The organism is Sulfobacillus sp. TH-112 (genome assembly GCF_057473405.1).
Genome location: NZ_JBYCKN010000192.1, coordinates 1 through 12,583 on the forward strand (window position 1 = coordinate 1; position 12,583 = coordinate 12,583).

A 12,583-nucleotide genomic window follows, 5' to 3' on the forward strand; every position below is an offset into this window, starting at 1 on the left:
ATTGATATCTTTATGAATCAAGATTCCACCATTATTTCCGACTTTGGTGTGCAACCGGTGACCGTCTACGTCTTGTCAGACAACTAACCTTCCTAACCCCTTTCATGACGCGGGCGTGTATTGCCCCGCGTCATGAGGTGTTTTCTGGCTGCGGATGACGAATGGATTCTTACTCGCTATACTCAACCTATGAATACCACCAACGATTTTCCCATGCACTATCGCATAGGCACCTCGGACACCTACTTGTCGCCGATTGGTCTTGGCACTTGGCAATTTAGCCAAGGACGGGGATTGGTCGGAAAGTTTTGGCCACAATTGGATAATGCACTGACCTTGTCCATTGTCGAGGAAGCGGTGAGGCATGGCATAAATTGGTTCGATACAGCAGAGATCTATGGAAAAGGGGCTTCGGAGGAAGCATTAGCGACAGCCCTCGAGACATTGGGGATTGCGCCTGAAGAGAGTTTTATTGCCACCAAATGGTGGCCGCTTCTGCGCTCGGCACGATCGATTGATGATAGCATTGCTGAGCGCATACGACGCCTTCACGGACGGCCCATTACGCTTTATCAAATTCATCAGCCGCATTCGCGCTCATCGATGGCCGATCAAATGCGTGCGATGGCCCGCCTGTTAGATCAAGGATTGATCGCGCACGCTGGAGTGAGTAACTTTTCTCGGGCCCAGATGGTGCAAGCGCATCGATTGTTGAAGTCCTATGGGCATGGCCTGGCATCCAATCAGGTACGCTATAACCTCTTAGATCGCCGGATTGAAAAGAGCGGTCTGCTTGATGCCGCAAGAGATCTTGGTGTGAGCATTATTGCATACTCTCCGTTAGCGCAAGGTCTTCTCTCGGGTAAGTTCCATCATAGCGCCATCCGTCCTAAAGGGCTGCGCAAGATGGATCCGCACTTTCGTGTAAGCTATTTGAAGAAAACCGAACCCTTAATCCGTGTCATTGAAGACATCGCACACCGCCGAGAGGTAACGCCCTCACAAGTGGCATTAAATTGGATTATCTCCGCGAAAGGGGAGATGGTCTTTGCTATTCCTGGTGCGACGCGGGTGAGCCAGGCGGTAGAAAATGCTGGCGCCATGAGGTTTGCGTTAAACGCCGAGGAGCGTGAGCGTCTAGATAAGGTGAGTGCCGAGATAGAGTCGTAAGAATTTTTCCTCAAGAAAGAGGATATTTGAGGCTCCTCCTAGAAATGGTGTTTGTACCATTTATTACCTAACATAGGGGGAGGAAATTAGGTGACGAAATTGCGTGTTCGGCCCTGGCTTGCCGGTGCATCGGCGCTGGGGCTTTTGAGTCTTTTTTCGGTAACCACGATTCCGGCGCAGGCAGCATCAGCGTTTCCGTTGTTGTTACCTGCCAAGGCGAATTTGGTTTCACCGAAGAGTCTACAGGCCAGTCAACCTGTTGGTCCGGTTTCATCAAGCAGTAATTGGACCTTTGGCGTGGTCCTACCATCATCAAATGCTTCTGGATTAGCACAATATGATCAAGAAGTGAGTGATCCCTCATCGCCTAATTATCAGCATTTTTTGACACATGCTCAGATGATGAGTCTCTATGGCCCGAGTGCGCAACTCGCAAGCCAAGTGACGCAATATTTGGATGGGCGGGGATTTAAGGTCAGCCAAGATGGTCAAATGCTGAATGTGACAGGACCCGTCTCCACCATTAACGGACTCTTTTCTACCCATCTCGAACGTTATAGCCACAATCGTCACCAATTTGTGGCGCCCAATGGCCCCGTCAGTATTCCGTCGATGTTGCAACAAGCCGAAGGAATTACTGGTCTGGTAGTGAATACCGCGCTTCCGCAGTTGGCGGGCAATCTGACACCGGCATCAAAGATGCCGATGGTGACCTATGCCCCCCAAAGTGCCATGAAACCCGCCCCTTCGGGTAATACAAACAGCAATACCACGGGTGGCATGACCGTCACGGCTAAGCTTATCTCCAACGGCGTGCGTGAGCCGGGGATGGCGGTGCGCTACCTGATTACCGTGACCGATGATGGCGTTCCCGATACTACCGCCGGCTATGCCGCTCTTAGTGGACCCTATCAGGGTGCTGAATTTCCCGTCGACAGTACGGTAACCAACGCCGCCGGCCAGTTCATCTTGGACTTTACGGTGTCCGAGGCTCAGCAGGTAAGTCTCGCACTGACGGTTGAAGATGGCAATGGCAATACGGGAACGGTGCAATTGCCTACGGCGAACTTTGTTGGTCACGATGTGGCGACCACTTCTGCCGCCTCATTATTTGGATCTGCCGCGTCGGGGACCATTATCGCTCCTTGGAATCCCGCGTCGAACTCGGTGGTCGAGGCGCTGCATGGGACGGCCCTTGAACAGCAAACCACCCTGCACGGACCGGCGGATTTGGCCGTCTATACCGCAGCCGACGTGGCCAACTTATCACAACAAGACGTAGACCAATTCGCTCAACAATTCGGTCTTAAACCGCCCAATGTATCGGTTGCGTATCTTGGACCCAATGCCTGTACGGCCAGTAATTCGGAGTGCACGCCGTACATGTTCGACTACCAAGCGGAACTGAGTCTCGATATGCAAATGATGGAGACCGCAGCTCCAGGATCAAATATCCAAGTTTATGAGGCCGGCAGTCTACGCAGTGCTTTGAACCAAGTGGTGGCGCAAGATACTGCGCGAGTGTTTTCGTTAAGTTACGGTACAGGGGAGCTTGTGGAAGAAGCCTATGCCCCGGGAGCTCAATCTACTTGGGACACTCTCGCGGAAGAAGCGAATGTTGAAGGGATTACGATTTCGGTATCCGCCGGTGACAGTGGAGCGTACGAGGGTGCCGAATCGGATGTGCTTACCCCCATGCCCTCTTATCCTGCCAATTCGCCCTTTGTGAGTTCGCTAGGTGGCACTGAGGTGTCGGTGAGTCCCCAGGGAGTGGTCAACCAAACGGCCATGTGGGGAGGCGATCTCGGCTCGGAGGTTTCGACACCGGTGTTGCTGTCGTTCTTGGAAGAAGAAAACATGATGGCCGGTGGTGGCTACAGTACGCTCGAGCGAGCACCATGGTATCAAATGGGATTCGTACCTGCCGGCGAGGGACGAGGTAATCCCGACTTTTCGTTGCCCGCCTCGGTCATAACCCCGGGATACTTTGTCTACATCGGCGGTACAGCCTATTACGTCGGTGGCACTAGTGCCTCAGCCCCGCTCTTTGCCGGATTTATGGCTGATTTGGGATTGGCACTCGGTCACGGCTTAGGAAACGTCAATCCGCTCATCTATCATCTCGATGCGATAGATGCATCGGTGATGATGCCGGTATCGTATGGCAACAATGGCGTCTATTCGGTGTCACCGAGCTATAATGCGGCCACTGGACTCGGTCAGGTGAACATGGGACAGCTCTATCAGGACGTGGTGCCTGCTGGACCCGTACCCACGCCTGGTCCAGGTCCGGGGCCGCAACCGGGACCTCAACCTGGAGGCCCCGGTGGTGTTGGGGGACCCAACCCAGGGAATGGCAGGTAATCCCAAGTCCCATCTAGCACCCCTCCCGATGTCTTTCGGGAGGGGTCTTTTGATCTTGGGGATGAGAGCCTTTCATAGCATGTCTAATCACAACGGCAGAGGCGTAACCATGGGAAGGGAGAGGTGCTCGGACAGACACGCCACGATCTGGCGACGGGAGAGGGGGCTTGACGTGACGAAACGACTCGGCATGACTCGCGATTTGTGGTGGCTTACCCTCGCGCAGGGCCTATGGGGACTGGGATTTGGGCTCTACGGTCTGCTGTTTCCGCTGTATATAGAAAAATTAGGGGGGAGTCCCGTGGCGGTCGGACTCTTAACGACCGTGGCCGGCGTGATTACCGCCTTTGTGGTGTTTCCGGGGGGATGGCTCGCAGATCGGATAGACCGGCGCACACTGCTCTTTTGGGGATGGGTAATCGCCATTCCCGTGCCCTTTTTGTTTGCGATGGCGCATCATTGGATTTGGCTCATTCCGGGAGTGATCTTATATTTTGGCTCCGCGTTTTCTACTCCGGCGTTGCAAGCGGTCATTGTGGCCGAGGCTCCCAAAGAACATTTGTCTACGGCCTATAACGTGGTGATGAGCGTGTTTGGTGCGGGCATGGTCATCGGTCCCACGGTCGGAGGATATCTGACCGCTCACTTTTCTTATCAACTAGTATTTTTTATATCGGGAGGTCTCTACGCCATATCGACGCTGGCGATTTTGCAACTGCGATCGCATACGGTGGATACGGTCCAAAAGAAAAGAAAAGTGAACTGGAGGCCGAAGACGCGACCGCGGTTCTTTCAGTGGATGGTATTTTCCGCGATTCTCGCGGCGGTACAGGGTATCGCCTGGCCGTTTGTGGTACCCTATTGGAAAACGGTGGGGCACTTATCCATTGAAGTGATTGGAATATTAGGCTCTGTTGCGATTCTGATGGCGACCCTGACTGGCCCGCTATGGGGACGCATTGGTGAGCGCGTCGGCATTCCACGGTCGTTGGGTATGGGATTAGGATTGGTGGTGGTCGGGTGGTTCGCCCTCTTATGGGCCCCGGAGAGTATCGGATGGGGAGTGTTTTCGGGACTTATGCGCGGCATTGGGGAAGGGTCGCGTGGGTTACAAGGAGTCGCCGTGGGGCGGGTCGCACGTCCCGGAGAAATCGGCACAGCATATGGACTATTTAACTTGGTGACGGAACTTTCGGGAGCTCTGGCGCCATTGCCGGGCGGGTTATTGTTCGATCACTGGGCCTACGCTCCACTGGTTGTCGCTACGTTTTTTACTGCCATTATTGGTTGGTGGCTGGTGAGCGGATTGCCATGGCGCCCTAATCCTGTACCACCGCGGCCGAGCTAGAAGGAGATGGGTACATGTTTAAACGAATTTTTCTTGCGTTTCTCATTGTCCCATTGGTAGAACTGGTTTTACTGTTCTTGATGGCGCATTTTTTGGGATGGGGCTTTGCGCTTCTTTTCACCATCGCCTCGTCCATCGTCGGAGCATATTTGGCCCGACGCAGTTGGCGTAGCTGGTGGGCGCTAGTCAAAACCGAGTGGGCCCAGGAGGGATTTCCTGTACATCGTCTAGGAGAGGGCGCCATATTAGTCACGTCCATGGCCTTCATGATTACTCCGGGACCCATGACGGGGATTTTAGGTATTCTCTTTACCATTCCGAAGATTCGCGAGCGGGTCTCAAAAGTCTTGGTTCGCTATCTCAGCAATCGATTGGCGGAACGGTTCTGGTCCTAGTTCCGGATGTGATTGAATAGATGGGGGCGAAATCACTATTCAACAATCAGGAAACCCTTCGTACTCGCCTACATCGCCGTCCCGAACTTGAACTCGGATACGTCATTCCGAAGTAAAATGGACGGATCAATGCCCCCCGTACGATCCCCTGTAATTGGCGACGTCGACGTCAGTGCAGCTTAACGCCGTCTGCCATCATAGCAATGCCTGGTAAATCCTCGGCATATCGCGCAAGACAAAAGGTCAGCGCAGGACCGTAAGCCGGAGTCTTTCTTGATAGACGTCATCGAATATGCCGTGCTTGCCATAGAGATTCAGACTGGTCAAATCTTTGACCATTCTGAATCCTAACTTCATCCCATCCATCTCTCCACAAGGCATCGCCAAGTTTTTTCATCGCATTTCCTCCCGTCGTTGTCCGTGTGGAGAACGTATGGAGAATAGTGCTGCATAATGCAGTCTTCACGCTGATGGAATGTTCTCAATCCGTTAGACCGAGGATGGTTTAGATTTGCGATTCCCATAAGCATTTCTTCTGCGACACGATGCGGTTCTTATTTAAGGGGCTCTCGAGTCTCTTTTTGGGGGGCACTCATGTTGAGTCACGGGCGCGACATGCCGAGATGGGGCAACCATCAATGGACTTCTAATATTGTGAGGTGATTCGACAAAGACAGCAGCATCGGAACAGATCGGTACTTGTCTGATTTTTCCTTAATAGTCGACGATTCTTGCGGGTAGACGCAGGGTTCCACGAGGTTTAGTAAATTCTTCATCCAAAAGCAGGAAATGCCATTATGCTGTCGAAAGGTGATGTATCGGAAAAACAAATTCCGACATGGGGGGGTTATCATGTCGAGTAAATCACTGGCTTTTTTTCAGGACGGTCAGTCCGTGGAAGTGACCTCGCCGATTTTTAGTCGGCCACGCAGTAAACGCCGCGGGCGACGAAGCGAATCGGATCGTTATTTTCCGAATGGAATGATTAAGCCGACGCGTGATGAATTATTACAATTCATATTAACCCATGTACTGTACCAGGTCGACGCGACCGTGGGAGGACCCATCTTTTGCAAACACATCATGAAGCCCAACCGAGAGCGCAATCGTGAGAGCATGTATCATGTGGTCCTTGGACCGCATACCTGGACAGGCGTATGGGAAGTCGTGGGCAATCGCCGAATGTTCGACATTCGCGCGGAATACGTGCCGAATGACAGTACCTGGGTTCCACAAATTCAGTTGTCTCCGGGGAATTACATTGGAGTGGATAACTTAAACGGCATTGAGTTGGATCCGATCCGATTGCGGAGAGAAATCTTGCGGCGTGGGTTTGCTACACCAGACGAGTACGACCGCTTTTCGGGGGCACTATCTAATCGGTATCGGGCTATCCCTTATGCCGAACGCGGAATCTGGATGTAGGGGGCAACCGTATGCGGTTGGATGTAAGCGCCTTTGGCGGCATTATATTTGGGGTTGTTGCTCTCGTGGGCGGATTTGTGCTCGAGGGCGGAAAAGCTGGAGCGCTTCTCCAAGGAACAGCAGCGATGATTGTGTTTGGCGGAACAATTGGGGCGACATCAGTCTCGTTTGCCATCGATGAATTGAAACAGGTGCCGGGTCTGTTTCGGATGGGACTGACGCGCTCGAATTTTGACCCAGTGGAACTGATTGAACAATTGGTGCGGTATACCGATATCGCTCGTCGCCAGCAACCCTTAGCCTTGGAGCCCGAGATCGCCACCGCGAACGACCCGTTTTTAGCGAAGGGCTTGCAGTTAATTGTGGATAATGCGGATCCGGTGTTCATGCGGCAGATGATGGAGACCGACATTTATGCGCAATCGAGTCAGCAAAAAATGGGGGCCTCGATTTTTGAAGCGGCCGGGGGCTACGCGCCGACCATGGGGATTGTGGGAACCATTATGGGTCTGGTCCACGTATTAGGCGAGCTCACGGGAAATCCCAATCAATTGGCATCAGCGATCGGGTTAGCCTTCATTGCGACGCTCTATGGGGTAGCTAGTGCCAATTTAGTGTGGTTGCCATTAGCCAGTAATCTGAAAAACAAGGCCAAACATGGCACATTGATGCGGCAAATTTCGTTGGAAGGACTGCTCTCGATTCAGCAGGGAATGGCTCCCTCGATGCTGCGGGACAAGCTGATGAGCTTTATTCGGCCCTCTGGTGGGCCTGGCAAGGGTGCGGCCGAAATCGAGGAGGTCCAAGTCTCATGATGGACGACGACCACGAAGAGGCAAGCGGAGAAGGCGGAGGGATGATGAGGTGGCTCATCACCTATGCGGATCTGATTACATTACTTCTCGCCTTCTTTATTGTGCTCTATGCCATGAATCGGACGGAGCAAGTGAAATTTTCTTTGGTAGCACAAGCTTTGGCATCGCAATTTGATTCTAATAGTATCGTCGGGCAGTCCCCGGGGCCGTCGATTGTTACGGGACTTAGTGGTACTGAGGCACAGCGAGCAGAAACAAAGCAGTTGCAGTCCTTAAGTCACTTAGAAACTGAATTGCAGCAGTCGATTGATGCGGCTGGATTAGGAAGTTCGGTGTCCGTGACCAGTAATGATCGTGGGGTGGAGGTGAGCCTCGATGCCACCACGTTGTTTGCTTCGGGATCGGCGGTCCTATCGCCGTCCGCGGTGACGTTGCTTCAACATTTAGGAGGCGTATTGAGCACTGTCCCCAATGACATTGAGGTGGTCGGCTACACCGATTCGACACCCATTCATACCAGTCTATATCCAAGTAACTGGCAACTCTCAGCCATGCGGGCCGCGAACGTGGTCTATGTTTTGAGTCTGGTGCCGAAAATTAATCCGGGTCGTTTGTCTCTTGCGGGATTCGGTCAATACCACCCTATTGCCACTAACCTCACGGTGGCGGGACGCGCCGCCAACCGACGAGTCAATATCTTGGTCTTGCGTCAAGATGTGGCACAGGTGGCTATCGGAAACGGGCCGTAAAAGAGGAAGGGAGTACACAGACATGGGGATTGGTCCTATCGATAATGTGACGGATGCAGCGATTGTGCAGACGATGAACTTAAGTCGTCAGCAAGAATTGTATATTACGAATGACTTAGCCAATTATGATACGCCGGGATTTAAGGCGCAAAATTTGTCTTTTCAGAGCCAGTTAAATGCTGCACTGAGCCAAGGGCCAAGTGCTGTGGAAAGTGTTACTGGGACGGTTGTCACGACGCCCGGGTCGATAGCCGAAAACGGTAACAGTGTGTCGATGACATCCGAAATGACGGACCTCGCTCAAAGTCAGTTGCTATATGATACGGCCGTTCAAGCCTATAACGAAAAGGTGACAGAGATGAAAATTGTCACGGAAGGGAAGGCGCAATAATGTTTGATGGGATGAACATCGCGTCAACGGGCCTCATTGCGGAATCTCTGCGGATTTCGGTGGTGGCAAACAATCTCGCTAATGCGGACACCACGGTGACGCCGAGTGGAGGCCCCTATCGCAGTGAGTATTTAACGTTCCAAAGTAATGCCTCTCCCGCCAGCGGGCCGAATCAAGGGATTGGCCAAGGGGTGAGTGTGAGTGGGATTTATCAGGATCAGAGTGCGTTAAAGGTGGTCTATGACCCCACTAGTGCGCAGGCCAATGCCCAAGGTAACGTTCTTTATCCTAACGTCAATCTTCAGACCCAGATGGTGGACATGATTGAAGCGTCGCAAGCCTATCAAGCTAATGTGAGTTCCTTCAATGCAGCCAAATCGATGGCCATGAAGGCCCTTGGGATTGGATCATAGCCATGAGTACCATACCCATTAGTCTTTTACCAGCCGTCACGCTGAATCAAGGTACCGCCAGTGCGTCAAGCGCATTGCCAATAAACTTTGGCTCCTTACTAGGGCAGGCCGTGTCGTCGTTGCAACAGGGACAAAGTTCCGCCAATCAGACCATTCAGCAAGCGATGGCCGGCAACGTCAGTGTGACCCAAGCGATGGTCGCCATGACTCAAGCTCAAACGCAATTAGATGTGGCCACCGCCGTGCAAAACCAGGCACTATCCGCGTATCAGACCATCATGAACATGCCGATTGGCTAGACGAAGGAGAACACGACCATGAATGACCGGGTGAAGGAGTATTTTAATCGAATTGCCCAGTGGTGGCATGGACTTTCAGCTACCAAGCGTCTTCGCCTAGGGGTGTTGACCGTGCTAGGTGTGGCCGTGGTTTTGGCAGGATTGGAATTTATCTCAAGTCCCAATTGGCAACCGCTCTATACCAATTTGACGGCGCGCACGGCGGGTCAAATCACCACCCAATTGACCACGATGAAGATTCCCTATCAATTGACCGATGGGGGAGCGACGGTACTGGTTCCGAAGAAGGATATCAATCAGGTACGCGTGGATTTGGCGGATGAGAATATTCCGTCAAGCTCTGTGGGATTGCCATCGTCGTTGACCTTTAGCCTCGGAGAAACGGATCAGGAAATTCAGTTGTCTGAACTGACGGATCTAGAGGCCACGCTGGAATCGACGATTGATAGCATTAATGGAGTGCGATCCAGTCGTGTCCTCATCAATCAACCTTCGCAAAGCCTCTTTGGTGAAACCACCGCCGAGAGTACCGCCTCGGTCTTTGTCGATCTCTCCCCCGGAGCGTCCTTGTCGTCCGCCCAGGTCCGAGGCATCATCAATTTGGTGGCGCATTCGGTCTCTGGAATGCTCCTAAACCAAGTGTCGGTGGTGGACCAAACCGGAGCGGTGTTGTCTGCGGGCGCGTTAAATAATAGTCAAGCGGCTTCGCTTGCTGGAGCGACCAACGCTCAATTATCCGCGGAGACGGCGGTATCGAGTCAGATTCGTACCAATGTGGAAAACATGTTGAATCAGGTACTCGGCCCAGGCAACGCGGTGGTCCAGGTTACGGCGCAATTGAATTTTAATCATTCCAGTGTGCAGTCGGTGAAGTATGGGAATTCGGCCTTATCCTCTCAGGAAGTCCAAACGAGTACCAGTTCGGGGACTACGCCACCCTCGACTCCCGTCGGTACCACCGGGGCCACGGCAGCGGTCACCAGTACCACCAGTGGGACCAATACGAAGTCGAATAATAAGACGACGGTCAGCCACTATTTGGTGAGTCAAACGAAGACGAGTTCGGTGGTGCCTGCCGGCTCGGTGCAACGGCTCACGGTCGCTGTGGTGGTGGACCAAAAACTGTCGCCGAAAGAGACGGCTACCCTAAAGAGCTTGGTCGTGAATGCTGCGGGGATTAATTTAAAGCGAGGCGACCAACTCACGGTCGTGGGGATGCCCTTTAATAAGAGTGCGGTTAATCAGGCTCTGGCGGCCATGAATAAAGCTGAGAAAGCTCAGAGCATTCGGGAAGGCGTTCTTTTACTTCTCGCCATCGGCGCTTTGGTGCTCATTTTCCTCATGATTCGTCGCACCATGAAGAATCGTCCGAGTTCCATGGATACGCCATCGGTGATGACGCTTCCGACCGCTGTCGGTGCTCAAGAAGAGTTCCAAGAGCCCATGTCGGTCGCGGAATTGTTGGATGAAATGCGTGCCGCGAAGGAACCGTCGATTTCTGAACAAGCGCGTCAGCGTTTGGATGACTTGGCTCGCAATGATCCCGAAACCGCAGCGCGATTGCTGAAGTCATGGATGGAAGAGGACGTCTAAATGGATAAGGTGGCGGGAACGCGGAAAGCTGCTGTGGTGTTGCTCAGCATGGAGGCGGATGAGGCCGCTAATATTTTGCGATATCTGCCTCGTTCGACTGTGGAGGCCATTACCGTAGAGATTACCAAGATGAAGCGCGTGGACCCCACATTTCAGGACGAGGTGTTGGTCGAGTTCTATAAGTTGTCTAGGGATGACAGACCGGTGACGGAAGGTGGCGCCGATCCCGCGAAGAAAATGCTGGAGCGTGCATTTGATGATCAGCGGGCTACCGAAATTATGTATCGGTTGAGGAATTTTTTACAAAAACGGCCCTTTGAACTGTTGCGCAAGGTGGATCCCGCGCAAGTGATGGCGATGATTCAAGATGAGCACCCGCAAACCATTGCGGTGATTTTGTCGCATACGGATCCAGCCCAGTCAGCGGCAGTCCTATCGGCGCTTCCCCCAGAGATGCAAACCGACGTCGCGCGCCGGATTGCTCTTATGGGACGTGCGGCACCGGAAGTCATTAAGGAAGTTGAGAACTTGATGGAACACAAATTGTCGGATTTAGCGGCCGACGAATCGTCCGGTGGCGTGGGAGGTATTAATGTGATTGTTCCCATTTTAAATAATACCGAACGCGCGGCGGAGCGCATTATCATGTCAGGTCTTGAAGAACAAGATCCTGAACTGGCTGAAAATATTCGCAATCGAATGTTTGTGTTCGAAAACATGATTCAACTGGACGATCGCGCAATTCAAAAGGTGCTGCGCCGTGTCGATAATAAGACATTGGCGATGGCGATGAAAGGGGCTCAGCCTGACCTAATCAGTACCATTATGAAGAATCTGTCCGCCAAAGCGGCGGAGCTGCTCCAAGATGATATTGACGTATTGGGCCCGGTGCGCATAAGAGACGTGGAGCAAGCTCAGCGCGAAATCGTCAATATTATTCGCGAGCTCGAAGACGGTGGAGAAATTATCATTTCACGAGGGGAGAAGGATGACTTTGTCCTCTAAAGTCGTGAAAGCGGGACAACAATTCTTAAGTCGTAAGCGGGTCGCCGTCGATATTGCTCTTCCTGAAGTGGTTGAAGAATCATTTGAAGTGGAGATTACCGACGCCGTCAGTGAAGTGGTGGAACGAGCGAAAAGTGAAGCTCGAGCCGTGCTGGAACAAGCCGAGATCGACGCCCAAAAGCTGCGTCAGAAGGCTTCCGACGAGGGATCTCAGGAAGGCTTTCACAAAGGGCAAAGTGAGGCAATCGCAGAGGTACACCAAGCGTGGCAAGAGATGCGCATTCAATTGGAGGAACCTCTGACCTGGTTACGCGCAACGCGCCAATACATGGACCGGCTTCAGGATGAAGCCACACTGGCGCTTGCAGCGGCGCTGGCGATGGCGCTCTACAGTCGTCTTAAGGTTGAGAAGCTGGATGTCGTGACCGCCTACGTGTCGGAAATGGTGGCGCTCGTTGACAGTGAGAAAGTGGCGGTCTTTCTAGATGCCACCTGGAGTTCGCGTGTTGATGCGTTTGAGACGTTGCTGAATAAAGCGATTCCGGATGTGGCGGTGAAAGTGGATACCACCCTTCTGAAAGGAACGATGCGTGTAGAGGGGGCCCAAGGAGGGCTC

At 52.7% G+C, this 12,583-nt stretch carries 13 protein-coding genes; all 13 read left to right on the top strand.

Translation table 11 applies throughout. The annotated features are described in order from the left end of the window. Nucleotides 1-213 precede the first annotated feature (213 nt). Nucleotides 214-1,170 (top strand): aldo/keto reductase, encoded by a 957-nt coding sequence (locus tag ACOJWD_RS14280; RefSeq protein WP_486993916.1) that lies wholly within the window; start codon nt 214-216, stop codon nt 1,168-1,170. A 90-nt stretch (nt 1,171-1,260) separates the two neighbouring features. After that, entirely contained in the window at nt 1,261-3,534 is a 2,274-nt protein-coding gene (locus ACOJWD_RS14285; protein ID WP_486993917.1) for a S53 family peptidase, read from the top strand. Nucleotides 3,535-3,706: 172 nt separating this feature from the next. Next, nucleotides 3,707-4,882, top strand: coding sequence for an MFS transporter (locus ACOJWD_RS14290; protein WP_486993918.1), 1,176 nt, complete (start codon nt 3,707-3,709; stop codon nt 4,880-4,882). A gap of 14 nt (nt 4,883-4,896) precedes the next feature. Further along, the gene (locus ACOJWD_RS14295) at nt 4,897-5,277 is read left to right on the top strand and encodes an FxsA family protein (protein ID WP_486993919.1); all 381 of its coding nucleotides are present in this window, start codon (nt 4,897-4,899) and stop codon (nt 5,275-5,277) included. An 852-nt stretch (nt 5,278-6,129) separates the two neighbouring features. Continuing rightward, nucleotides 6,130-6,702 (top strand): hypothetical protein, encoded by a 573-nt coding sequence (locus tag ACOJWD_RS14300; RefSeq protein WP_486993920.1) that lies wholly within the window; start codon nt 6,130-6,132, stop codon nt 6,700-6,702. 11 nt (nt 6,703-6,713) lie between these two features. Further along, on the top strand, nt 6,714-7,517 hold the full coding sequence (locus ACOJWD_RS14305) for a flagellar motor protein (protein ID WP_486993921.1): 804 nt from the start codon (nt 6,714-6,716) through the stop codon (nt 7,515-7,517). Further along, entirely contained in the window at nt 7,514-8,266 is a 753-nt protein-coding gene (locus ACOJWD_RS14310; RefSeq protein WP_486993922.1) for a flagellar motor protein MotB, read from the top strand. The genes ACOJWD_RS14305 and ACOJWD_RS14310 overlap by 4 nt, the downstream gene beginning before the upstream one ends. Before the next feature lie 22 nt (nt 8,267-8,288). Then, the gene (locus ACOJWD_RS14315; protein ID WP_486993923.1) at nt 8,289-8,657 is read left to right on the top strand and encodes a flagellar basal body rod protein FlgB; all 369 of its coding nucleotides are present in this window, start codon (nt 8,289-8,291) and stop codon (nt 8,655-8,657) included. Continuing rightward, complete coding sequence (gene flgC, locus ACOJWD_RS14320; protein WP_486993924.1) at nt 8,657-9,070, top strand: flagellar basal body rod protein FlgC; 414 nt, start codon at nt 8,657-8,659, stop codon at nt 9,068-9,070. Before ACOJWD_RS14315 ends, flgC begins: the two co-directional genes overlap by 1 nt. Before the next feature lie 2 nt (nt 9,071-9,072). Further along, nucleotides 9,073-9,369, top strand: coding sequence for a flagellar hook-basal body complex protein FliE (fliE, locus tag ACOJWD_RS14325; RefSeq protein WP_486993925.1), 297 nt, complete (start codon nt 9,073-9,075; stop codon nt 9,367-9,369). An 18-nt stretch (nt 9,370-9,387) separates the two neighbouring features. Beyond that, nucleotides 9,388-10,962 carry a flagellar basal-body MS-ring/collar protein FliF gene (gene fliF / locus ACOJWD_RS14330; RefSeq protein WP_486993926.1) on the top strand — a complete coding sequence of 525 codons (1,575 nt, stop codon included), beginning with the start codon at nt 9,388-9,390 and terminating at the stop codon, nt 10,960-10,962. After that, a complete protein-coding gene (fliG, locus tag ACOJWD_RS14335) occupies nt 10,963-11,967 on the top strand; it encodes a flagellar motor switch protein FliG (RefSeq protein ID WP_486993927.1) in 1,005 nt (334 codons plus the stop codon). Further along, nucleotides 11,957-12,583: FliH/SctL family protein (locus ACOJWD_RS14340; RefSeq protein WP_486993928.1), on the top strand; the 627-nt coding region annotated here is incomplete at its 3' end. The genes fliG and ACOJWD_RS14340, both read left to right, overlap by 11 nt.